At 73.1% G+C, this 22,258-nt stretch carries 24 protein-coding genes; 1 reads left to right on the top strand and 23 read right to left on the bottom strand.

Annotated features, from left to right (window positions below; all coding sequences use genetic code 11):
* Nucleotides 1-2: 2 nt before the first annotated feature.
* From pheS to QEZ54_RS14980, 8 genes are all read right to left on the bottom strand, one after another.
* Entirely contained in the window at nt 3-1,094 is a 1,092-nt protein-coding gene (gene pheS / locus QEZ54_RS14945) for a phenylalanine--tRNA ligase subunit alpha (RefSeq protein ID WP_281305195.1), read from the bottom strand.
* Between the two features lie 345 nt (nt 1,095-1,439).
* Nucleotides 1,440-2,252 (bottom strand): RNA methyltransferase, encoded by an 813-nt coding sequence (locus tag QEZ54_RS14950; RefSeq protein WP_281305196.1) that lies wholly within the window; start codon nt 2,250-2,252, stop codon nt 1,440-1,442.
* Nucleotides 2,253-2,257: 5 nt separating this feature from the next.
* Complete coding sequence (gene rplT / locus QEZ54_RS14955; protein WP_281305197.1) at nt 2,258-2,629, bottom strand: 50S ribosomal protein L20; 372 nt, start codon at nt 2,627-2,629, stop codon at nt 2,258-2,260.
* 83 nt (nt 2,630-2,712) lie between these two features.
* Nucleotides 2,713-2,907, bottom strand: a complete 195-nt coding sequence (rpmI, locus tag QEZ54_RS14960) for a 50S ribosomal protein L35 (RefSeq protein WP_281305198.1) — start codon at nt 2,905-2,907, stop codon at nt 2,713-2,715.
* A gap of 69 nt (nt 2,908-2,976) precedes the next feature.
* The gene (gene infC / locus QEZ54_RS14965) at nt 2,977-3,573 is read right to left on the bottom strand and encodes a translation initiation factor IF-3 (RefSeq protein WP_348650550.1); all 597 of its coding nucleotides are present in this window, start codon (nt 3,571-3,573) and stop codon (nt 2,977-2,979) included.
* Between the two features lie 310 nt (nt 3,574-3,883).
* A complete protein-coding gene (locus QEZ54_RS14970) occupies nt 3,884-4,324 on the bottom strand; it encodes a PH domain-containing protein (RefSeq protein ID WP_281305199.1) in 441 nt (146 codons plus the stop codon).
* Between the two features lie 73 nt (nt 4,325-4,397).
* Nucleotides 4,398-5,243, bottom strand: a complete 846-nt coding sequence (gene hisG / locus QEZ54_RS14975; RefSeq protein WP_281305200.1) for an ATP phosphoribosyltransferase — start codon at nt 5,241-5,243, stop codon at nt 4,398-4,400.
* A gap of 130 nt (nt 5,244-5,373) precedes the next feature.
* Nucleotides 5,374-5,655 carry a phosphoribosyl-ATP diphosphatase gene (locus QEZ54_RS14980; RefSeq protein ID WP_348650551.1) on the bottom strand — a complete coding sequence of 94 codons (282 nt, stop codon included), beginning with the start codon at nt 5,653-5,655 and terminating at the stop codon, nt 5,374-5,376.
* Nucleotides 5,656-5,726: 71 nt separating this feature from the next.
* Here QEZ54_RS14980 and QEZ54_RS14985 point away from each other — a divergent pair, with 71 nt between their 5' ends.
* A complete protein-coding gene (locus QEZ54_RS14985; protein WP_281305201.1) occupies nt 5,727-6,674 on the top strand; it encodes an NADP-dependent oxidoreductase in 948 nt (315 codons plus the stop codon).
* 9 nt (nt 6,675-6,683) lie between these two features.
* Here QEZ54_RS14985 and QEZ54_RS14990 read toward each other — a convergent pair whose 3' ends face one another.
* The 15 genes from QEZ54_RS14990 to gmk form a co-directional block, all read right to left on the bottom strand.
* Nucleotides 6,684-7,580 carry a GerMN domain-containing protein gene (locus QEZ54_RS14990; RefSeq protein WP_281305202.1) on the bottom strand — a complete coding sequence of 299 codons (897 nt, stop codon included), beginning with the start codon at nt 7,578-7,580 and terminating at the stop codon, nt 6,684-6,686.
* Between the two features lie 265 nt (nt 7,581-7,845).
* Nucleotides 7,846-8,343, bottom strand: coding sequence for a 6,7-dimethyl-8-ribityllumazine synthase (ribH, locus tag QEZ54_RS14995; RefSeq protein ID WP_281305203.1), 498 nt, complete (start codon nt 8,341-8,343; stop codon nt 7,846-7,848).
* Nucleotides 8,343-9,590 (bottom strand): bifunctional 3,4-dihydroxy-2-butanone-4-phosphate synthase/GTP cyclohydrolase II, encoded by a 1,248-nt coding sequence (locus tag QEZ54_RS15000; protein WP_281305204.1) that lies wholly within the window; start codon nt 9,588-9,590, stop codon nt 8,343-8,345. Before QEZ54_RS15000 ends, ribH begins: the two co-directional genes overlap by 1 nt.
* Nucleotides 9,587-10,192: a riboflavin synthase gene (locus tag QEZ54_RS15005; protein WP_281305205.1), complete on the bottom strand. Its 606-nt coding sequence runs from the start codon at nt 10,190-10,192 to the stop codon at nt 9,587-9,589. The genes QEZ54_RS15000 and QEZ54_RS15005 overlap by 4 nt, the downstream gene beginning before the upstream one ends.
* Before the next feature lie 55 nt (nt 10,193-10,247).
* Entirely contained in the window at nt 10,248-11,321 is a 1,074-nt protein-coding gene (gene ribD / locus QEZ54_RS15010; RefSeq protein ID WP_281305417.1) for a bifunctional diaminohydroxyphosphoribosylaminopyrimidine deaminase/5-amino-6-(5-phosphoribosylamino)uracil reductase RibD, read from the bottom strand.
* Between the two features lie 96 nt (nt 11,322-11,417).
* Nucleotides 11,418-12,437 (bottom strand): response regulator, encoded by a 1,020-nt coding sequence (locus QEZ54_RS15015; protein ID WP_281305206.1) that lies wholly within the window; start codon nt 12,435-12,437, stop codon nt 11,418-11,420.
* A 29-nt stretch (nt 12,438-12,466) separates the two neighbouring features.
* Nucleotides 12,467-13,141, bottom strand: coding sequence for a ribulose-phosphate 3-epimerase (gene rpe, locus QEZ54_RS15020; RefSeq protein ID WP_281305207.1), 675 nt, complete (start codon nt 13,139-13,141; stop codon nt 12,467-12,469).
* A 289-nt stretch (nt 13,142-13,430) separates the two neighbouring features.
* Entirely contained in the window at nt 13,431-14,888 is a 1,458-nt protein-coding gene (locus QEZ54_RS15025) for a transcription antitermination factor NusB (protein ID WP_281305208.1), read from the bottom strand.
* Entirely contained in the window at nt 14,885-15,811 is a 927-nt protein-coding gene (gene fmt / locus QEZ54_RS15030; RefSeq protein ID WP_281305209.1) for a methionyl-tRNA formyltransferase, read from the bottom strand. Before fmt ends, QEZ54_RS15025 begins: the two co-directional genes overlap by 4 nt.
* A gap of 4 nt (nt 15,812-15,815) precedes the next feature.
* Complete coding sequence (gene def / locus QEZ54_RS15035; RefSeq protein WP_281305210.1) at nt 15,816-16,373, bottom strand: peptide deformylase; 558 nt, start codon at nt 16,371-16,373, stop codon at nt 15,816-15,818.
* Nucleotides 16,374-16,588: 215 nt separating this feature from the next.
* Complete coding sequence (locus QEZ54_RS15040; RefSeq protein WP_281305418.1) at nt 16,589-18,487, bottom strand: primosomal protein N'; 1,899 nt, start codon at nt 18,485-18,487, stop codon at nt 16,589-16,591.
* A 289-nt stretch (nt 18,488-18,776) separates the two neighbouring features.
* Nucleotides 18,777-19,967, bottom strand: coding sequence for a methionine adenosyltransferase (gene metK / locus QEZ54_RS15045; protein ID WP_281305211.1), 1,191 nt, complete (start codon nt 19,965-19,967; stop codon nt 18,777-18,779).
* Between the two features lie 145 nt (nt 19,968-20,112).
* Nucleotides 20,113-21,306, bottom strand: a complete 1,194-nt coding sequence (gene coaBC, locus QEZ54_RS15050; protein WP_281305212.1) for a bifunctional phosphopantothenoylcysteine decarboxylase/phosphopantothenate--cysteine ligase CoaBC — start codon at nt 21,304-21,306, stop codon at nt 20,113-20,115.
* An 11-nt stretch (nt 21,307-21,317) separates the two neighbouring features.
* Nucleotides 21,318-21,584 (bottom strand): DNA-directed RNA polymerase subunit omega, encoded by a 267-nt coding sequence (gene rpoZ, locus QEZ54_RS15055; RefSeq protein WP_212831103.1) that lies wholly within the window; start codon nt 21,582-21,584, stop codon nt 21,318-21,320.
* 35 nt (nt 21,585-21,619) lie between these two features.
* Nucleotides 21,620-22,234 (bottom strand): guanylate kinase, encoded by a 615-nt coding sequence (gmk, locus tag QEZ54_RS15060; RefSeq protein WP_281305213.1) that lies wholly within the window; start codon nt 22,232-22,234, stop codon nt 21,620-21,622.
* Between the last annotated feature and the right edge of the window lie 24 nt (nt 22,235-22,258).

The following is a 22,258-nucleotide window of genomic DNA, read 5'->3' on the forward strand; positions in this document are numbered from 1 at the left end:
GATCAGTGCACCTCCATGCCGAACGCGCGGGTGAAGCGCACGTCGCCTTCGATCATTTCCCGCATGTCGCTCAGGCCGTTGCGGAACATCAGCGTCCGCTCGATGCCCATGCCGAACGCGAAGCCCGAGTACTCGTTCGGGTCGATGCCGCAGGCACGCAGCACGTTCGGGTTGACCATGCCGCAGCCGCCCCACTCGACCCAGCGCGGGCCGTCGCGGTGCTCGGCGAACCACACGTCGAACTCGGCCGACGGCTCGGTGAACGGGAAGTAGTGCGGCCGCCAGCGGGTCCGCGCGTCCGGGCCGAACATGGCGCGGGCGAAGTGGTCCAGCGTGCCCTTGAGGTGGGCCATGGTGATGCCCTTGTCCACGACCAGGCCCTCGACCTGGTGGAACACCGGCGAGTGGGTGGCGTCGAGCTCGTCGGTGCGGTAGACCCGGCCCGGCACCACCACGTAGATGGGGGGCTGGCGGGTCAGCATGGTGCGGGCCTGCACCGGCGAGGTGTGGGTACGCAGCACCAGGCCCGACTCGGTGGCACCGGTCGAGCTGTCGGCCGCGGCCACCCAGAACGTGTCCATCAGGCCGCGGGCCGGGTGGTCCGGGGAGATGTTGAGGGCGTCGAAGTTCGCCCACTCCAGCTCCACCTCGGGGCCCTCGGCGATCTCGTAGCCCATGCCCACGAACAGGTCGCCGACCCGCTCCATCAGCGTGGTCAGCGGGTGGCGGGCGCCGCGCGGACGGCGGTCCCAGGGCAGGGTGACGTCGACGCGCTCGGTGGCCAGCACCCGCTGCGCCTGCTCCACTTCGAGCACCGCCAGGCGCTCGTCGTACGCGGCCTGCACGGCGGTGCGGGCCTGGTTCACGTGCTTGCCCGCGTCGGCCTTGGCGGCCGGGGGCAGCGCGCCGATCTCGCGGCGGGCCAGCGACACGGCGGAGCGGTCGCCCAGGTGCGCGGCCTTCTGCACGGCGAGGGCGTCCAGATCGGATGCTTGCGCGAACGCCTCGGCCGCCGCGGCGACGGCGTCGTCGAGGGCGGCGGGGTCCAGCATCGCGACCTGCTTGGGGTCGTACGGATCGTGACGGTATGTCATCAGAACTCCAGATCGGCAACCGGGACAGTCTAGGCGCGTGGCTCAGCCACGACGCGCGCGGCTTCGCCGCAGCCCACCGGTGCGGATCTCAGGAGGAGAGGAGCTGAGCGCAGTCAGTCCCGCCGCCCGCCACCGGCGGGCCGACTAAAGGAGAGGCGCTCTGTCACGCCCCACACGATACCGCCCGCCCTCACTCCCCCGCACCCGCCTTCGCGCGGGGCCCCGCGGGCCGCGTCCCGCGGGACGCCCGGTGGCGGTGCAGTTTCGGGGAAAGTGCTGGAGTCTTGGCCCCGATTCGTGCAGTTTCCCCGAAACTGCAGGAGCACACCCACCCCGCGGGGAGGGTCAGCGGCGGTGGGCGCGGGCGGAGGCGTACAGGCAGATCGCCGCCGCGGCGGCGAGGTTCAGGCTCTCGGCGCGGCCGTGGATCGGCACCCGGACGGCCGCGTCGGCGGCGGCGCGCAGCTCCTCGGGCAGGCCGTGGGCCTCGGAGCCGAACAGCCAGGCGGTTGGCGCGGCCAGCGAGCCGTCGTCGATCAGGTCGTCGAGGTCGGCGGCGCCGTAGCCGGAGGTGGCCAGCGTGCGCAGGCCGGCCCCGCGCAGCGCGGCCAGCGCGGCGGCGGCGTCGGGGGCGCGGACCACGTCCAGGTGGAACAGGCTGCCCGCCGAGGAGCGCACGCACTTGGGGTTGTACGGGTCCACCGCGTCCCCCGCGAACACGACCGCGTCGGCCCCGGCGGCGTCGGCCGTACGCAGGACCGTCCCGGCGTTGCCGGGGTCGCGGATCTCCACCGCCACGGCGACGAGCCTGGGCCGCCTGGCCAGTGCCGCGTCGAGGGCGACGTCGAGCAGTTCGCAGACCGCGACCACGCCCTGCGGCGCGACCGTGTCGGCCAGGGCGTCCATCGCCTCGTCGGTGACGACGGAGAACGGTTCGCCGCGCAGCAGGTCGCGGTGGCGGGTGCGGCCGGACTCGGTGACGAACAGCTCGTGTACGGCCCCGGCGGCCAGCGCCTCGCGGACCGCCTGCGGCCCCTCGGCCAGGAAGCGCCCGGCCTTGTCCCGGTCGCGGCGGCGGTGCAGCTTGACAGCGGAAACGACCCGGGGAGTCCGCTGGGTGAACAGCGGGTCCCCGGGTCGGAAATGGTGCTGGGTCACCGAGATCAGGCGGCCTGGGCCTCGGTCACGGCCTTCTTGGCCACCGCGACGATGCCGGCGAACGCCGCCTCGTCGTTGACGGCCAGGTCGGCGAGGATCTTGCGGTCAACCTCGACGCCAGCCAGCTTCAGGCCCTGGATCAGGCGGTTGTAGGTCATGCCGTTGGCGCGAGCGCCCGCGTTGATGCGGGTGATCCACAGCTGCCGGAAGTCGCCCTTGCGGTCCTTGCGGTCGCGGTAGGCGTACTGCATCGAGTGGAGGATCTGCTCCTTCGCCTTGCGGTACAGGCGGGAGCGCTGGCCCCGGTAGCCGCTGGCGGCCTCGAGCAGGGTACGGCGCTTCTTCTGGGCGTTGACCGCCCGCTTGACGCGTGCCATTCGTGTTCTCCTAGGTAGGTCTGCGTGTGGAACCGGCGTGGGTCGGTGTTGCTACCGGTTCCGCCCGTTTCGTCTGGCGCGCGTCAGCGGCCGAGCATCTTCTTGATGCGGCCGAGGTCGGCCTTGGCAACCTCAACGGTGCCGCTCAGGCTGCGGGTCTCCTTGGAGGCCTTGACCTCCAGGCGGTGGCGCAGACCGGTCTGCTGGCGAACGATCTTGCCCGAGCCGGTCACCCGGACCCGCTTGCCCATGCCGGTGTGGCTCTTCATCTTCGGCATCTCGAGGTTCTCCCCTGTTGCTTAGTGGCCACCCGGCGGGGGCCGGGCGGCTGGTGCCTCATCGAGGCGTCAGGCCTGCGCCGTCGGCTCGGCGACGGTCTCGTCCGCGTCGGGCAGCAGCGCATCGTCCTCACCCTTGCGGGCGACGACCTTGCTGCCGCGGTGCGGCGCCAGCACCATGATCATGTTTCGGCCGTCCTGCTTCGCCGACGACTCGACGAAACCGACCTCCGCGACCTCTTCCTCGAGCTTGCGCAGGAGCCGGAAACCCAGCTCCGGGCGGCTCTGCTCGCGGCCTCGGAACATGATCGTCACTTTGACCTTGTCCCCGGCCTTGAGGAACCGCACGACGTGACCCTTCTTGGTCTCGTAGTCGTGCGAGTCGATCTTCGGTCGGAGCTTCATCTCCTTGATGACCGTCTGCTGCTGGTTACGCCGGGCTTCCCTGGCCTTGAGCGCGCTCTCGTACTTGAACTTGCCGAAGTCCATGAGCTTGCAGACCGGAGGGCGTGCCATGGGCGCAACCTCGACCAGGTCCAGGTCGACGTCGGCGGCCAGCTGCAGGGCGCGCTCGAGCGGGACGATGCCCACCTGCTCACCCTCAGGGCCGACCAGTCGGACCTCTCGTGCCCGGATCTGATCGTTGACGCGTGGCTCGACGCTGATGTGGCCTCCTCAAATCGTGTTCCACGCCTCCGGGACCACACCCGGGGACGTGCTTGGCGTCTGACCGAAAGCAGAAGGCCCAGGCATATGCCTGGGCCCGCTCGACCGGTCGATGCGCACGCCAAGTGCACAACCTGAGCTCAGGACGGAGAACGCCCCTACCAGGTGACCGGACCCGAACCGCTCGGTGGCGATCGGGTGGGAGCAGGCGCCCCGCTTGTCGTGAGCGTGCTGCCGATGCTCTCGCACGGCACAGCCCACAGGTCGACCCGACAAGGTTAACACACGCTGGGAGCAGGTCCGGCCGGGGTCAGGCGGTACGGGCCGCGGCGTGCAGGCGGCGCAGCTCCTGCACCGCGTACAGCGCGTGCTTCTTGTCGACGGCCTGCACCGCCAGCACCGACACCGTGTCGTCGTTCTCCAGTTCGAGGCTGAGCCACGGCTGGTTGCGCTCCAGGCGGATCGAGCGCACGGCGCCCCACGGCAGCTCGTACCCCCCGACGATGTTGCGGACCCGGATCGCCGCGGCGTCGGCCTCGACCCGCGGCCTGGCCAGCGCCAGGATGCCCAGCCCGAACACGACGCCGAGGCCGACCATGGCGGCCTGGTCGCCGGTGCGGAACACCCCGTGGCCGACCGTGGTCAGCGCGGTGCCGATCACCGCGAACAGCAGCACCACGGCGACCGCGGCGATGATCGCCACCGTCCGGGTGCGCCGGGGCCGGAAGGTCACACGCTGCACGTCAGTCACGCCGACGAGTCTGGCACACGGCCCGCCCGGCCCGGCGCACCGAGGCGGGCGGACGGGCGGGCCGTGGGCACGGTCACAGGCGGCAGGCGTGGATGTCGGTGACCAGGATGGCGCGGGCGCCGATCTCGTACAGCTCGTCCATGATCCGGTGCACCTCGCCCCGCAGCACCATCGCCTGCACCGCCACCCAGCCCTCGCGGTGCAGCGGCGACACGGTCGGCGACTCGATGCCGGGGGTCAGCGCCACGGCGCGGTCGAGGCGGTCGGCGCGCACGTCGTAGGCGAGCATCACGTACCGCCGGGCCACCAGCACGCCCTGCAGGCGGCGCAGCAGCTGGCCGACGGCGCCGTTGCGCTCGGTGTCCTGGCGGCCGATCAGCACCGCCTCGGAGACCAGGATCGGGTCGCCCAGCGGGACGAGCCCGGCCTGGCGCAGCGTGGCGCCGGTCTCCACCACGTCGGCGATGGCGTCGGCCACGCCCAGGCGCACCGCGTTCTCCACCGCGCCGTCGAGCTTGACGATGTCGGCCTTGATGTCGTGCTCGTCGAGGTAGCGGGCGACCACGCCCGGGAACGCGGTCGCCACCCGGCGCCCGCCCAGGTCGCCGTGGTCGCGTACGGTCTCCGGCGGCGCGGCGAAGCGGAACGTCGCCCGGGCGAAGCCGAGGGCGAGCAGCTCGGCCACCGGCGAGCCGGAGTCGACCAGCAGGTCCTGCCCGGTCACCCCGAGGTCGAGGTCCCCTGAGCCGACGTAGGTGGCGATGTCCCGGGGCCGCAGGTAGAAGAACTCGACGTCGTTGTCGGCGTCCACGCAGACCAGGTCGCGGTCGTCGGCCCGCTGCCGGTACCCCGCTTCCTTCAGCATCTCGGTGGCCGGCCGGGACAGCGTCCCCTTGTTGGGTATGGCGATGCGCAGCATGTCTCTAATCAACTCATCTCGATCACGTCACGAACGTTTCGGCAAGTTGATCATGAAGTTATGGGCATGACACACCGTCGAGCCGCGCCATAAGTTCATGATCAACAGGGGGTGGGGTTCGGTGGCGGATCTACAGATGTCGGTAGACGTCCTTGAGGGACAGGTTTGCCGCGAGCATCAGGACCTGGGTCTGGTACAGGAGCTGGGAGATCTCCTCGGCGGCGCGGTCGGGGCCCTCATGCTCCGCGGCCATCCAGCTCTCGGCCGCCTCTTCGACGACCTTCTTGCCGACCGCGTGCACGCCGGCGCGAACCGCCTTGACCGTGCCGGAGGCCGGGTCACCAGCGGCCACCTTGGCCTGCAGCTCCTCGAACAGCTCCTCGAACGTCTTCACGCCGACATTCTGCCCGATCCCCGCCGCGCGCCCGGCCCCGCCCGGCCGCGACGGCACATGCTGGGACAACGACCGAGGATCATGGGGGTATGACCGAACGCATGCTCGCCATCCGCCAGGACTCCCTCGGCGGACCCGAGGTGCTGCACCTGGCCGAGGTCGACCGGCCGCACCCCCGCCCCACCGAGGTGCTGGTCCGGGTGCACGCCGCCGGGGTCAACCCGGTCGACTGGAAGGTGCGCCGCCGGGGCGGGGCGTTCGGCGACCCGCCGTTCACCGTCGGCTGGGACGTCAGCGGGGTGGTCGAGCAGCTCGGGCCGGGCGTGACCCGGTTCGAGGCGGGCGACGAGGTGTTCGGCATGCCCCGCTTCCCGCTGGCCGCCGGGGCGTACGCGCAGTACGTGACGTCGCCGTCCCGCCAGCTCGCCCGCAAGCCCGCCGGACTGGACCACGTGCACGCCGCCGCGCTGCCGCTGGCCGCGCTCACCGCCTGGCAGGCGCTGGTCGACACCGCCCAGGTCCAGCCGGGGCAGCGGGTGCTGGTGCACGCCGCCGCGGGCGGGGTCGGCCACCTGGCCGTCCAGATCGCCAAGGCGCACGGCGCGTACGTGCTGGGCACCGCCCGCGAGGCCAAGCACGGGCTGCTGCGCGAACTGGGCGTCGACGAGCCGATCGACTACACGGCCGTCGACTTCGAGCAGGTCGCGCGCGACATCGACGTGGTCCTCGACACCGTCGGCGGCGAGTACGAGGAGCGCTCGCTGCGCACGCTGCGCCCCGGCGGCATCCTCGTCGGCATCCTCAACGCGAGCACCGCCGAGCAGACCAGAGCCAGGGCGGCCGCCCTCGGCGTACGCGGCGCGGGCCTGCTCGTCGAGCCCGACCGCGCCACCCTGGAGGCGGTCGCCGAGCTGGTGGCCGGCAGGCGGCTGCACCCCCTGGTGGCGGCCACGTTCCCGCTGGCCGAGGCGGCCCGCGCGCACCAACTCGGTGAGGCGGGCCGCACCAGCGGCAAGATCGTGCTGACCGTCGACTAGCGCACCCGGCTAGCGCACCGTGATCGTGTGGTTGTCCAGGTGCTGGCGGGAGCTGTCGTTGGCGGAGATCTCGAACGCCTCGATCACGTACGTGCCCGGCTCCAGGATTACCGGCACCTTCGCCTCGCCCTGGGCCGGCCTGCCCGCCGACAGGGTCACCGCGCCCCGCTTCACCACGGTCGAGCCGCGCCGGATCTCGTAGTTGACCGTCGCCTCGAACACCATCCCGGCCAGGTGCATGGTGAACTCCCGGCCGACGGTGGCGCCGTGCTGCGGGTCGATCAGCCATACCGGCAGCAGGGTGTCGGCGGCGTTGGCCCGGCGCAGCGGGTCGCGCGTGTCCACGTGCCCCCACAGCTCGTCCACCCGGGCGCCGTCCAGCAGGATCCGCACCGCGGGCTTGCCGCTGGCCGCCGTCGCGGTCCACACCAGCTGCTGCACGGCCTGGACCGAGCCGAGGCTGCCCGCACCGTTGACGGCCGCCCCGGACAGGTCCACGGTGACCGTGTCGCCCGCCACCGACGTGCCGCGCACCCTGGCGCTCGCGGGCCACAGGCTGCTGTAGTCGGGGTCGTAGGCGGTGCGGCCGTCGAGCATCTCGGTGACGGCGGCCTTCGTGCGCGCGGCGGGCGAGCCGTCGCCTACCGGCAGGCGGTGGAACTCGCGCACCAGCTTCGGGTCGCCCTTGTCACTGGCCAGGTAGTAGACGGCCAGCGCACCGGCCGGGGCCGCCGTCGGCCCCGGCTCCGTGGTCGGCCCCGTGCTGGGCTCGGGCTCGGCGCTGGGCGAGGCGGCCGGGCTGCCCGCCGGGGAGGCGGGCGGCGTGGGGCCGGGCGTGGTGGGCGTGCACGCCGCGACGAGCGCGACCAGGATCAGCGGCAGCAGGCGGAGCCGATTGACCGACATCCCTCAGGTGTACGCCCCGCCCGCAACCCCCACCAGCCCCCGATCAGCCGACGCACCCGCCGCGCGGGGCCGTCGCCCCGTCCCCCACGCTTCGACACTGGCCTATCCAGCGGACTGCCGACCGCCACCCGCCCCGCTTAGCATCGACGCCGGCCTATCCAGAGGACGGATTTCGCGATTCCGTCCTCTAGATAGGCCAGCGTCGATGCAAGGCGGAGCGGGGCGGGGCGGCCCGGCAGATGATCATGTCGGGCGGAGCGGGTGATCAGGCGAAGCCGACCGTGCGGTTCTTCCTGGTGATGTCGCGCAGCGCGATGGCGGCGTCCAGGGCGGCCACGACCGCGCCCCAGCCCTTGTCCTCGCTCGACTCCGGCAGCCCGGCCCGGTCCCGCGCCTGCGCCTCGTTGTCGACCGTCAGCACCCCGTGCGCCACCGGCGTCGACTCGTCCAGCGCCACCCTGGTCAGCCCCTCGGTTACCGACTGGCTGACGTACTCGAAGTGGGCCGTCTCGCCCCGGATGACCACGCCCAGGGCCACCACCGCGTCGTGGCGGCGGGCCAGGGCCTGGGCCACCACCGGCAGCTCGACCGAGCCGGCGACGTGCGCGACCTGCACCTCGACCACTCCGCAGGCCTCGGCGGCGGCCTGGGCCCGCTCGAGCATCTGCCCGACCAGCTCGGCGTGCCAGCGGGTGGCGACGATGCCCAGGCTCAGGCCGGCCGCGTCGACGGTGTTCAGTTCGGGAGCGCCGTGACCGGCCATCAGCTCAGCCCTTCCAGGTCGTCCAGGCCGGAGAGGTCCAGGTCGTGGCCCATCCGGTCGCGCTTGGTGCGCAGGTACTTCAGGTTCTCCGGGTGCGGGCGGGCCGGCAGCGCCTCCCGCCCGATCACGCGCAGGCCGTACCCTTCCAGCCCGGCGCGCTTGGCCGGGTTGTTGGTGAGCAGCCGCATGGTGCGTACGCCCAGGTCGTAGAGGATCTGCGCGCCGGTGCCGTAGTCGCGGGCGTCGGCGGGCAGGCCCAGGTCGAGGTTGGCGTCGACGGTGTCGCGCCCGGCGTCCTGCAGCTGGTACGCCTGCAGCTTGTGCAGCAGCCCGATGCCGCGCCCCTCGTGCCCGCGCACGTAGAGCACCACGCCCCGGCCCTCCTGGGCGACGCGCTGCATGGCCGCGTGCAGCTGCGGACCGCAGTCGCAGCGCACCGAGCCGAACACGTCGCCGGTCAGGCACTCCGAGTGCACCCGGACCAGCACCTCCTCGCCGTCGCCGATCTCGCCGTACACGAGGGCGACGTGCTCGGCGTTGTCGTGCGCGGCGTGGTAGCCGACGGCGGTGAAGTCGCCGAACTCGGTGGGCAGGCGGGCCTCCACGACCCGGGTGACCAGCTGCTCGGTGCGGCGGCGGTACGCGATGAGGTCGGCGATGCTGATCAGCACCAGCTCGTGGGCGGCCGCGAACGCCCGCAGGTCGCCCAGCCGCATCATGGTGCCGTCGTCGTTGACCATCTCGCAGATCGCGGCGGCCGGGTGCAGGCCCGCGAGCTGGGCCAGGTCGACGCCGGACTCGGTGTGGCCGGGGCGGCGCAGCACGCCGCCGGTCTTGGCGCGCAGCGGCACCACGTGGCCGGGCCGGGCCAGGTCGGCCGAGCGGGTCTGCGGGTCGCCGAGCAGCCGCAGCGTGCGGGCCCGGTCGGCGGCGGAGATGCCGGTCGACACGCCCTCCCGGGCGTCCACGGTCACGCAGTACGCGGTACCGCGGCGGTCCTGGTTGGTGTAGTACATCGGCGGCAGGTCGAGGCGGTCGGCCTCGTCCTCGGTGATCGCCACGCAGATGTAGCCGGAGGTGTAGCGGACGGTGAACGCGACCAGCTCCGGCGTGGCCATCTCGGCCGCGAAGATCAGGTCGCCCTCGTTCTCGCGGTCCTCGTCGTCCACGACGATGACGGGCTTGCCCGCCTTGATCGCCGCGATCGCGTCCTCGATCGAGTCCAGTCCAGCGCGCTCGGTGCTCATGCCCGGTCCTTAAGGTGCGGTGCGACCAGCTTCTCGACGTACTTGGCGATCACGTCGACCTCCAGGTTCACCTGCGCCCCGGGGCCCTTGCGGCCCAGGGTGGTGAGCTCCAGCGTGGTCGGGATCAGGCTCACCGTGAACGACTCGTCGTCGACCGCTACCACGGTCAGCGAGATCCCGTCGACGGTGATGGAGCCCTTCTCCACGATGTACCGCGACAGGCCCTGCGGGAGCAGGATCCGGACATCCTCCCAGCCGCCGCCGGGCTGCTTGGAGGCGATGGTGCCGACGCCGTCGACGTGGCCCTGCACGATGTGGCCGCCCAGCCGGGTGTGGGCGCTGACCGCGCGCTCCAGGTTGACCCGGTCACCGGGGGCGATGCCGCCCAGCGAGCTGCGGTCGAACGTCTCCTTCATCACCTCGGTGTCGAAGGTGTCGCCGGTGCTGGACACCACCGTCAGGCAGACGCCGTTGACCGCGATCGAGTCGCCGTGCCTGGCGTCGGCTACGACCAGCGGACCCCGTACGGTCAGCACCGCGCCGTCGCCCTGCCAGCTGAGGCCCAGCACCTCGCCGAGTTCTTCCACGATGCCGGTGAACACTGGTCCTCCTATGCCGCGGCGCCGCGGCGTTCTTCGTCTGGCGTCCCTGGGGACGTTAGAGGTTGCCGCTGTCCGCGCTCACCCGCGGACGTGCGGTGAGCCGGAGATCCGGCCCGACCCGGTCAACATCTAACACTTCCAGATCGATGGCGTCCGTGACCGTTGTCACCCCCGCGCCGACCAGCGCGGCAGGGCCGTCGCCGAGCAGCTTGGGTGCGACATACGACACGATCAGGTCTACCAGACCGGCGGCGAGAAAGGCACCGGCCAGGTGCGGCCCGCCCTCGAGCAGCACGCTGCGGATGCCCCGGTGGTGCAGTTCGCGCAGCACCGCGCGCAGGTCCACCCGGCCGTCGGCGTCCGCGCCGAGCAGCGCGGTGGTCGCGATCAGGGTCGGCGCGGCGCTGTCGCGCACGCGGGCGTCGGCGGGGGTACGCCCCTGCGAGTCGATCACCACGCGCAGCGGCTGCCGGATGGCCAGGCTGCCGGTGCGCAGGTCGCGGGCGGTGAGCCGGGGGTCCTCGGCCAGCACGGTGCCCACGCCGATCATGATGGCGTCGACGGTGCCGCGCAGCCGGTGCACGTCCATCCGCGCCGCCTCGGACGTGATCCACATGCTGGAGCCGTCGACGGCGGCCGCGCGGCCGTCCATGGTCGCGGCGGTCTTCCAGATCAGGTACGGCCGCCCGCGCCGCACCGAGGTCAGCCAGGCGATGTTGCCCTCTTCGGCCTCGGCCGCGCGCACCCCGACGACCACCTCGACCCCGGCGTCGCGCAGCGCCTGCGCGCCCCCGGCGGCCAGCGGGTTCGGGTCGGCCACGGCGATCACGACCCGGGACACGCCCGAGCGGACCAGCGCCTGCGCGCACGGGCCGGTGCGCCCCGTGTGGTTGCACGGCTCCAGGGTCACCACGGCGGTGCCGCCCTTGGCCCTCTCACCGGCCTGGGCCAGGGCCACGATCTCGGCGTGCGGGCCGCCCGCGTACGCGTGGAAACCCTCGCCGACGACCTGGCCCGACGCGTTCAGGATCACGCAGCCGAACACCGGGTTGGGGCTGGTGGCGCCCAGACCGCGGGCGGCGAGCTCGATCGCCCGCGCCATCGCCTTGTCCTCGGCCGGGCTGACCATGGGCTGTTGCCCCATCCGTGCTCGCTCCTCCCACACCGTGCGACCGTCGCTCGCGTCACGGGCACGCCGAGAGGTCGGCGACGGGACGCAAGTGTGTCACGCGCCGGAGCCGGCCTCGGCGGCGGCATCGGATTCCGGTTCACGTTGGGAGGGGAGCACCAGCCGGTCGGTGCGCTGGTCGATCGCCACGTACGACCCGTGCACCTTCTTGGCCTTCGTCTTCATCTCCGACGCGACCGCGACGACCTCGCCGGGGTGCTCGAACACGCGCATGGTCGACAATGCCACGCCGATGGACAGCGTGACCAGGTTGACCTCGAACACCTTGCCCCGCCGATCCACCACCTCGATGTAGCCGCGCTCGGCGTCCACCGGGTCGTAGAGCTGGTCGGAGGCGTTCTGGAAGTCCCAGATCGCCCGCTCGGTGATCGGTTTGAGCTGCAGCGGGTGGCAGATCACCACGAAGTCGTCGCCGCCGACGTGGCCGAGGAAGGCCGGGGGCAGCCCGGCGGCGACGGTGGCGCGGCGCAGCGAGCGGGCCAGGGCGCTGATGAAACCGTCGCCGCGGCCGAAGCCGTACACGTCGTTGACCGCCTTGAACCGGTCGATGTCGATGTAGCAGACGGCGTAGTCGGTGCCCGATTTCAGCCGGTCGGCGATCTCGCGCAGGATGCGGGTGTTGCCCGCCAGCCCGGTCAGCGGCGACACCTCGCGCGCCTCCTGGTTGCGCCGCAGCGTGGCGCGCACCCGGGCGATCAGCTCCGAGGTGTCGAACGGCTTGACCACATAGTCGTCGGCGCCCGCGGCCAGGCCCGCCACCTTGTCGGAGGTGAGCGCCTTGGCGGTCAGCACGATGATCGGCAGCGCGGTGACCATCGGGTCGGCGCGCAGCCGCCGGGTCAGCTCCAGGCCGTCCATGCCGGGCATCATCAGATCGACGATGGCCAGGTCGGGCCGGCGGTGCTCCAGCAGCGCGAGCGCCTCGGCCCCGCTGTGCGCGGTCAGCACGTCGAACCCGTGCAGGCGCAGGTTGACCTCGACGACCCGCACGATGTCGGGGTCGTCGTCGACGACCAGGATCACCTCGGCGGCACTGCCGTGTGGTTCAGTGGTCAAACCGTCGTTCCTCCACTGTCCGATGTGGTCTAGCGGGCGGCCGCTGCCGCCAGAGCCCGCAGTTTACGACAGGCTTCGGCGGGATCGTCGGCACCGTAGACGGCGGTCCCGGCGACGAACGCGTCGGCGCCGGCCTCGGCCGCCGCCGCGATGGTGTCGTCGGCGATGCCGCCGTCGACCTCGATGCGAAGCTCCAGGTGGCCCGCCTTAGCGTGGCGCCGGGCCAGCCGGACCTTGTCCAGCAGCTCGGGGATGAAGCGCTGGCCGCCGAAGCCCGCCTTGATCGTCATGATCAGCAGGGTGTCGAAGTGCGGCAGCAGCTCCAGGTACGGCTCGACCGGGGTGTCGCGGTCGAGCGCGAGCCCGGCCTTGCTGCCCGCCGCGCGCAGGTCCCGGGCCAGGGCCACCGGATCGGCGCAGGCCTCGGCGTGGAACGTCACGTTGTACGCGCCCAGCTCGGCGTAGGCCGGGGCCCACCGCTTCGGGTCCTCGATCATCAGGTGGCAGTCGAACGGGATCTCCGTCGCGGCCCGCAGGCTCGCCACCACGGCCGGCCCGATGGTCAGGTTCGGCACGAAGTGGTTGTCCATGACGTCCACGTGCAGCCAGTCCGCGGCGCCCTCGACGGCTCTGGCCTCGGCGGCCAGGTTGGCGAAGTCGGCGGCCAGGATGCTGGGGGCGATGACGATGTCCGGTCCGATCACGCTGATCAGCTTACGTACGGTGAACCGCCGGTCGCACCCGCACCCATGGCCGCATCCCACCACCCCAACGGCCACCGGCCCGACCCTCTCGACCGACCCGCGACGTGGCCGCGACGGGCCGCCCCGGCCAGCCCACCCCCGCCTTGAAATCGACACTGGCCTATCCAGAGGACGGATTTCGGATTTCCGTCTTCTGGATAGGCCAGTGTCGATGCCGGGCGCCCGGCGATGCCGCCCCGGAGCGGCGCGGGTGCGCTGTCCGGGGCGGGTTCGGGCGGGTCGGAGCTGGTCAGGCGGTGCGGCGGAGCAGGGCGAGGAACATGGCGTCGGTGCCGTGCCGGTGCGGCCACAGCTGCACCGTCGGCCCGTCGCCCAGCCCCGGCATGCCAGCCGGCAGCGCGGCCCGGGCGTCCACGAACTCCACGTCGATCCCGGACCGGCGCACCGCCTCGGTGACGCTGACCTGGGTCTCCACCAGGTGCGGCGAGCAGGTGACGTACGCCACCAGCCCGCCGGGCCGGACCGCCTTCAGCGCCGCCCCGAGCAGTTCCCGCTGCAGCTTGGTCAGCGGGGGCAGGTCGGAGGGCTGGCGCCGCCAGCGCGACTCCGGCCGCCGCCGCAGCGAGCCCAGCCCGGTGCACGGCGCGTCGACCAGCACCCGGTCGAACCCGCCCTCGGGCAGGTCCCGGTCGCTGCCGACGCTCCGGCCGTCCGTGCACAGGACGGTCGCGGGCAGGTTGCGCACCGCGTTGGCGACCATCGCCGCCCGGTGCTCGGTGACCTCGACCGCGGTCAGGTGGGCACCCCGCTGGGCGGCCAGCGCCGCCAGCAGGCCCGCCTTGCCGCCGGGGCCCGCGCACAGGTCCAGCCAGCGCTCGTCGCGCCCGTCCAGCGGCGCGTCGGTGAGCGCGGCGGCCACCAGCTGGCTGCCCTCGTCCTGTACGTGCGCCCGCCCGGTCTTGATCTCGACCAGGTCGCCCGGGGAGCCGCCGGGCAGGTACACCGCGTACGGCGAGAACGCGCCCGGCTGCCCGCCGACGTGGTCGGCCAGCTCGCCCGCGTCGGCCCGCCCCGGCCGGGCGCACAGGTGCACCTCGGGCCGGTCGTTGTCGGCCGACAGCATCCGCATCGTCTCGCCCAGGTCGCCGCCGAGCGCCTCGCGGAAGGCGCGCACGATCCACTCCGGGTGGTAGCCGGTGACCGCCAGGTGCCCGATCGGGTCGTCGGCCTCGGCCGGGGCCACCTCGGCCAGCCAGGTGTCCAGGTCGCGCTCGGTGATGCGCCGCATCACCGCGTTGGCGAACCCGGCCGCGCCGGGCGCGACCGAGCGCACCAGGTCGACCGTCGAGGCGACGGCGGCGTGCGGGGGCACCCGGGTGTGCAGCACCTGGTACGCCCCGAGCCGCAGCGCGTCGCGGGCGGGCGGGTCGATCCGGGCCACGTCCCGGTCGGCGGCCGCCGCGATGATCAGGTCGAGGGTGCCCCGGGTGCGCAGCGTGCCGTACGTCAGCTCGGTGGCGAACGCGGCGTCGCGGCCGAACAGCCCCGCGTCGCGCAGCAGCGACGGCAGGATCAGGTTGGCGTACGCGTCGTCGCGGTGCACCGCCAGCAGTGCCTGGTAGGCGGCCATCCGGGCCGGATCGTGCGCGGGCCGCCCGGCGCGCGGACCGCGCCCTGCCTGGCTGTCGCGGTCGTGCCGGGGCGGGTGCCCCGACGAGCCGGTCCTGCCTCCACGGAAACCTGTCACGAGAAGCTGTCCTCCGTACCGACCCGCACGCCGCGGGCCCAGTCCACCGCTGCCATCGCCTTCTTGCCCGCCGCCCGGACCTCGCCCAGTGCCAGCGGCGTCGTCGCCGTACCCACCAGCACCCGCTTCTTCTCGACCAGCAGGTCGCCCGGCTTGAGCGCGGGCCCGTCGGGCGCGGGCGCCGCCGGGCCGAGCTTGACCCGCTCGCCGCGGAACGTGGTCCACGCGCCGGGGGCGGGCGTGGTGGCGCGGATGCGCCGGTCCACCGCGAACGCGGGCTCGTCCCAGCGCACCTCGGCGTCCTCGACCGTGATCTTCGGGGCCAGGGTGATCCCGTCGGCGGGCTGCGGCACCGCGCGCGCGGCACCGGCCTCGATCGCGTCCAGGACCGTCACCAGCAGGCCGGCACCGTCGATCGCGAGGCGGCCGAGCAGGTCGCCGGAGGTGTCGGCGGGGCGGATCGCCTCGGTCAGGGTGCCGAACACCGGGCCGGTGTCCAGGCCCGCCTCCAGCTGGAACACCGAGGCGCCGGTGAACTCGTCGCCGTGCCAGACGGCGTGCTGCACCGGTGCCGCGCCGCGCCAGGCGGGCAGCAGCGAGAAGTGCAGGTTCACCCAGCCGTGTACGGGGATCTCCAGCGCGACGGGCGGCACCAGGGCGCCGTAGGCGACCACCGGTACGCAGTCCGGCGCCAGCTCGCGCAGCCGGTCCAGGAACTCCGGCTCGCGCGGGCGCTGCGGGGTGAGCACCTCGATGCCGCGCTCGTCGGCCCAGGCGGCCGCGTGCGAGCGGACCAGCTGGCGCCCGCGCCCGGACGGGGCGTCGGGGCGGGTGACCACGGCCAGCAGCTCGTGGCCGGACGCGGCGATCGCGTCCAGGGAGGGCAGGGCCACCTCGGGGGTGCCCGCGAAGACGAGTCGCATCAGCTCACCGGCCCAGACCGAACGGGCTCGGGGCGGCGTGCGGCGAGACCTTGACCACGGTGCGGCCGGGGTCGTACCACTCGGCGCGGCGGATGTCGCGCAGCGCGGTCTTGCGCGCCTCGGCGCTGAGGCGCTCGATGAAGATGACGCCGTCGAGGTGGTCGGTCTCGTGCTGGATGCAGCGCGACATCAGGCCGGTGCCGACGATCTGGATCGGGTCGCCGCTCTCGGCGAAGCCCTTGGCGATCACGTTGGCGCGGCGCTTGGTGTCGTAGTAGAGCCCCGGCACGGACAGGCAGCCCTCGTCGCCGTCCATCTCCTCCTCGTCGGGGAAGTGCAGCACGGGGTTGATCATGTGCCCGACCACGTCGTCGACGTCGAAGCTGAACACGCGCAGGCCCACGCCGATCTGCGGGGCGGCCAGGCCCACGCCTCCGGCGTCGCGCATGGTCTCGGTCAGGTCGCGCACGAGGGTGCGCAGCTCCTTGTCGAAGTCGACCACCTCGTCGGCGGGGGTACGCAGCACCGGGTCCCCGAAGAGTCGGATGGGCTGAACGGTCACAGGCTCGTCTCCTGAACGGGGCGGAAAGGGATGCCTGATCAGTCTACGGAGTGTCTGATGTCCGGCTGCGCCATCGGTCGCCCAGGGTTAACTTTGTCCTGATTTCGACATGGGGGGGCGGCGGCATTGACCGGCGGGGTGGCGTCGGCGTCCCACCCCCGGAACCGGCGCCACCCGCCGTGGATCCACATGGGATCCACCTCACAACTTAGTCGTCATAGTTCATGCGGGTCAAGCTGAATCCGCACCGGATCGGGCGCCTTGCGCGCGCTGCGTACCCCCGCCGCCTCGTGCAGCGAGCGGGCCAGCGACAACCCGGCACCGCGCGCGGTACGCAGCAGCATCCGCTCGTGCTGCTCGTCCACCGGCAGCGGACCCAGCACCTGCACCGACTCCGGCAGCCGGGCCAGCTCGATCAGCTCGTCCACCGCCGCCGCCGTACCGGTCAGCGTGGCCAGCCGCGCCGCGGGCGGGAACCCCAGCTCGCGCCGCTCGCCCAGCTCCCGCTCGGCCAGCCAGCCCGGATCCCAGCGCACCAGCGCCTGCACCGGCGCCAGCGAACCCTCCGCGACCAGCACCACCCGGCCGCCCCGCCCCGCCGGGCGGGCCAGCGCCGCCGCGTTGAACCAGCGCCGCGCCGCCTCCTCGGTGGCGCGCAGATCGGCCCGGGTCAGCAGCGCCCAGGTGTCCAGCAGCAGCACCGCGCCGTAACCGCCCGGCGCCACCGGCTCGGCCCCGGGCGTGGCCAGCACCAGCGACGCCTCGTCGGGCACCTCCGCCAGCACCGCGTCGCGCCCCGACGTGCGCACGGGCACCCCCGGCAGCGCCCGGCCCAGCTCCTCGGCGGTACGCCGTACCCCCGTGACAGCCGCGCGCAGCCGGCGGCCGCCGCACCTCGGACAGGCCCAGCCCGCCGCGGGCCGCGCACACCACCGGCAGCTGGCCACCTGGCCCGAACCGCCCAGCGCCAGCGGCCCCGCGCAGTGCGCGCACCGGGCCCGCTCGCGGCACTCCTGGCAGGAGACCGACGGCACGTACCCGCGCCGGGGCACCTGCACCAGCACCGGCGCCCCCGCCGCCAGCGCCTCCCGCGCCGCCTGCCAGGCCAGACTGGGCAGCCGGGCCGCCGACGCGGCCGGGTCGCGCGCCAGCTGGCTGTCGTCGGCCGCCTGCGCCGCGGGGGCGGCCAGGCGCAGCTGCTCACGCGCGGCCGCCACCTCGCGCGCCCAGCCGGTCGCCAGCAGCTGCTGCGCCTCCGCGGTACGCGCGAACCCGCCCACCAGCACCCCGGCCCCGGTCAGCTGGGCGCGGGTGAGCAGCACCTCCCGCGCGTGCGGGTACGGTGCGCGCGGCTCGGCGTGCAGATCGTCGCCGTCGTCCCAGATCGCCACCAGGCCCAGCTCCGCCACCGGCGCGAACGCGGCCGCGCGGGTGCCCGCCACGGCCGCGACCTCGCCCCGGCGCGCCCTGAGGAACCGCTTGTACCGCTCCCCCGGCCCGAGCGAGGCGGTCAGCGCCACGTGCCGGTCCGGACCCAGCAGCGCGGTCAGCGCGGCGTCCAGCCGGTCCAGGTCCCGGACGTCGGCGACCACCACCACCGCGCCCCGGCCGCCGTGCAGCGTCGCCGCCACCGCCTCGGCCAGCCGCCGCGGCCACTGCTCGCCGGGCAGCGCCGACCAGACCGCGCGGGGGGCGCGCCCCTCGGCCAGGCCGCGCAGGAACGCCGCGCCCGCCGGGTAGCGGCTCCAACCGGCCGGATCGGGCAGCTCCGGCGGCTGCGGCGGACGCCCGGTGGCCGGGGTCTCCATCTTCGCCTGGCGGGGCGGCACGGCCAGGCGAAGCACGTCGGCGAGGCTGCCCGCGTACCGGTCGGCGACGGCGCGGGACAGGGCCAGCACCTCGGGGGCGAGCGCGGACTCGGCGGAGACGACCTTCTCCAGCCAGGCGAGCCTGCCCTCGTGCTCGGTGCGCGCGACGCGCTCGGTCAGCCAGCCGTCGACGAGCTGGCCGCTGAAGCGGACCTTGACCCGCACGCCCGGCTGGGCGGACTCGGCCAGCTCGGTCGGCACGAGGTAGTCGAAGGGGCGGTCCAGGTGCGGCAGCGGGACGTCCACGCAGACGCGCGCGACGGGCAGCTCCGGGGCGGGCTGCCGCTCACGCGGCGGTTTGCGTACGGCGGTCACGGGGTGTTCCTACCAGACCGCCCCGACGCCCGCCCGCACCCCCGCTCACCGGTGCCCACGGCGGCGCGCCCAGCCCGTCCGCCCCTGAATCGACACTGGCCTATCTAGAGGACGGATTGTCGAAAACCGTCTTCTAGATAGGCCAGTGTCAATGTAAAGGCGGGGCCGCCTTGCCCCGGCGCGGCTCAGTGGAGCCTCGGCGCGGGGTCGGTGCGGCGGTTCAGCCGATGGCGGACTTCAGGTCGGCGACGCGGTCGGTGCGCTCCCAGGTCAGGTCGGGCAGCTCGCGGCCGAAGTGGCCGTACGCCGCGGTCTGCTGGTAGATCGGGCGCAGCAGGTCCAGGTCGCGGATGATCGCGGCCGGGCGCAGGTCGAACACCTCGCCGATGGCCTTCTCGATCCGGTCGACCGGCACGGTCTCGGTGCCGAAGGTCTCCACGAACAGGCTGACCGGCTTGGCCTTGCCGATCGCGTACGCCACCTGCACCTCGCAGCGCTCGGCCAGCCCCGCGGCGACCACGTTCTTGGCGACCCAGCGCATCGCGTACGCCGCCGAGCGGTCGACCTTCGACGGGTCCTTGCCGGAGAACGCGCCGCCGCCGTGGCGGGAGTAGCCGCCGTAGGTGTCGACGATGATCTTGCGGCCGGTCAGGCCGGCGTCGCCCATCGGGCCGCCGATCTCGAAGCGGCCGGTCGGGTTGACCAGCAGCCGGTAGCCCTCGGTGTCCAGGCCCAGGCCGTCGAGCTCCGGGGCGATGACGTGCTCGCGGACGTCCGGGGTGAGCAGCGACTCCAGCGAGATGTCGGGCGCGTGCTGCGACGACACCACGACGGTGTTGAGGCGGACCGGCTTGAAGCCGTCGTACTCGATGGTGACCTGGGTCTTGCCGTCGGGGCGCAGGTACGGGATAGCGCCGTCCTTGCGGGCCGCGGTGAGGCGGCGGGCCAGGCGGTGCGCCAGCGCGATCGGCAGCGGCATCAGCTCGGGCGTCTCCGAGCAGGCGAAGCCGAACATCATGCCCTGGTCGCCGGCGCCCTGCAGGTCGAGCGTGTCGGCGCCCTCACCGGAGCGGTGCTCCAGCGCGCTGTCGACGCCCTGGGCGATGTCGGGCGACTGCGAGCCGATCGACACGCTGACGCCGCAGGAGGCGCCGTCGAAGCCCTTCTTGGACGAGTCGTAGCCGATCGAGAGGATCGTCTCGCGGACGATCGTCGGGATGTCGGCGTAGGCCTGCGTGGTCACCTCGCCCGCGACGTGCACCTGACCAGTGGTGATCAGGGTCTCCACCGCGACGCGGCTGCGCGGGTCCTGGCGCAGCAGCGCGTCCAGGATGCCGTCACTGATCTGGTCGGCGATCTTGTCCGGGTGTCCCTCGGTGACCGATTCCGAGGTGAACAGGCGACGTGCCACTCGACTCTCCAATACTGCGATGGCTGACTATGGCCAAAGGTCTGCGGCCAGGTGCGTCCTGGCCGAGAAGTCTAGTCAACGACGACGGAACAGACACGCATGGGCGGCCGCGCGTCCGTAACGCGGGACGACCTGCGATCTTCGTTCACAGAAGCGCAACGACGCGATCCCATACCGCGTCGGCGAGGCTGTCCTTGCTCTGCGCGGGCAGGTCGATCCGGCTGCCGTCGGCGCCGAGCACGACGGCCTGATTGTCGTCCGCGCCGAAGACCTTGTCGGTGCCGACCTCGTTGACGACGATCAGGTCGGCCCGCTTGCGGGCCAGCTTGCCGCGCGCGTGCTCGATCGCGTCGTGCGTCTCGGCGGCGAACGCGACGAGCACCTGGCCGGGGCGTTTGTTCGCGCCGAGTTCGGCGGCGATGTCGGGGTTCACCGCGAGCTCGATGACGGGCACGGCGCCGTCGTCCCGCTTCTTGATCTTCTGGTCGGCGTACGCGGCGGGGCGGAAGTCGGCCGGGGCCGCCGCCATCACGACCGCGTCGGCGTCCTTCGCCGCGGCCAGCACCGCCTCGCGCAGCTCGGCCGTGCTGCCCACCCGGACCAGGTCCACCCCGGCCGGGGTGTCCAGCGAGACGTTCGCCGCGACCAGGGTCACCCGGGCGCCCCGGGCCACCGCGGTGCGGGCGAAGGCGTAGCCCTGCTTGCCCGACGAGCGGTTGCCCAGGTACCGAACCGGGTCCAGCGGTTCGCGGGTGCCGCCCGCGGAGACCACGACGTGCCGCCCGGCCAGGTCGGTGACCGGCTGGGCGCCCCGGGCCAGCACCCGCAAGGCGATCGCGAAGATCTGCCCGGGGTCGGGCAGGCGGCCCTTGCCGGTGTCGACGCCGGTGAGCCGCCCGACGGCGGGCTCGATCACCACGGCGCCGCGGCGGCGCAGCGTGGCGACGTTGTCGGCGGTGGCCGGGTGCTCCCACATCTCGGTGTGCATCGCCGGGGCGAACACCACCGGGCACCGGGCGGTCAGCAGGGTGCTGGTGAGCAGGTCGTCGGCCAGCCCGTGCGCGGCGCGGGCGAGCAGGTCGGCCGTGGCCGGGGCGACCAGCACCAGGTCGGCGCCCTGCCCCAGCTTCACGTGCGGCACGTGCGGGACGTCGTCCCAGACGCCCGTGGCGACCGGCTGGCCCGACAGCGCCTCCCAGGTGGGGGCGCCGACGAAGCGCAGCGCGGCCTCGGTGGGCACCACGCGCACGTGGTGCCCGGACTCGGTCAGCAGGCGAAGCAGCTCACAGGCCTTGTACGCGGCGATGCCGCCGCTGACGCCCAATACGATCCGAGCCATGGACGGGATGCTCAGGCCTCGCCGGTCGGCTCAGCGGTCAGCAGGCCGGCGTTGATCTCGCGCATGGCGATCGACAGCGCCTTCTCCTGCGGGGTGGTCTCCACCAGCGGGCCCACGTACTCCAGCAGGCCCTCGCCGAGCTGGCTGTAGTAGGCGTTGATCTGCCGCGCGCGCTTGGCCGCGAAGATCACCAGCGCGTACTTCGACGAGGTCTTGTCGAGCAGCTCGTCGATCGGCGGGTTGGTGATGCCAATGGGATCGGCGACGGTTCCAGCCACGGTTCAGTCCTTAGTCTTCGAAGTGTGCCGGTCGGCTAATTTCGCGGGCGCGCGGAGGCGAGGACCGGCGAACCGAGCAATCCTACCAACTCGTCCGCGGCCCGCTCGAGGTAGTCGTTCACCACGGTCACGTCGAACTCGCCCTCGGAGGCCAGCTCCTCGTCCGCGTGCGCCAGCCGGCGGCGGATGGTGTCCGGGTCCTCGGTGCCGCGGCCGATGAGCCGGCGGCGCAGCTCCTCCCGGCTGGGCGGGGCGAGGAACACCAGTTGCGCGTCGGGCATCGCGTCGCGGACCTGGCGCGCGCCCTGCAGGTCGATCTTGAGAAGGGTGGGGATCCCGGCCGACAGGCGGCCCTCGACCGCGGCCCGGGGCGTGCCGTAGAGGTTGCCGGCGAACTCGGCCCACTCCAGCAGCATCCCGCCGTCGACCAGGCGCTCGAACTCGGTACGGGAGACGAACGTGTAGTGCTTGCCGTCGACCTCGTAGTCGCGCTTCTTGCGCGTGGTCACCGACACCGACAGCCACACCCACGGGTTGCGCTTGCGGATCACTTCGATGACGGCATCCTTGCCGACACCGGACGGACCGGACAGAACGGTGAGTCGGGCGGGCGCGGCCGCTCTGGCGGCGAGCGGTACGACGTCTTCCATTCTCAATTTCTACCCAATCGAGGA

Origin of the sequence: Catellatospora sp. KI3, from assembly GCF_029948125.1 — a bacterium.
Lineage (GTDB): Bacteria > Actinomycetota > Actinomycetes > Mycobacteriales > Micromonosporaceae > Catellatospora.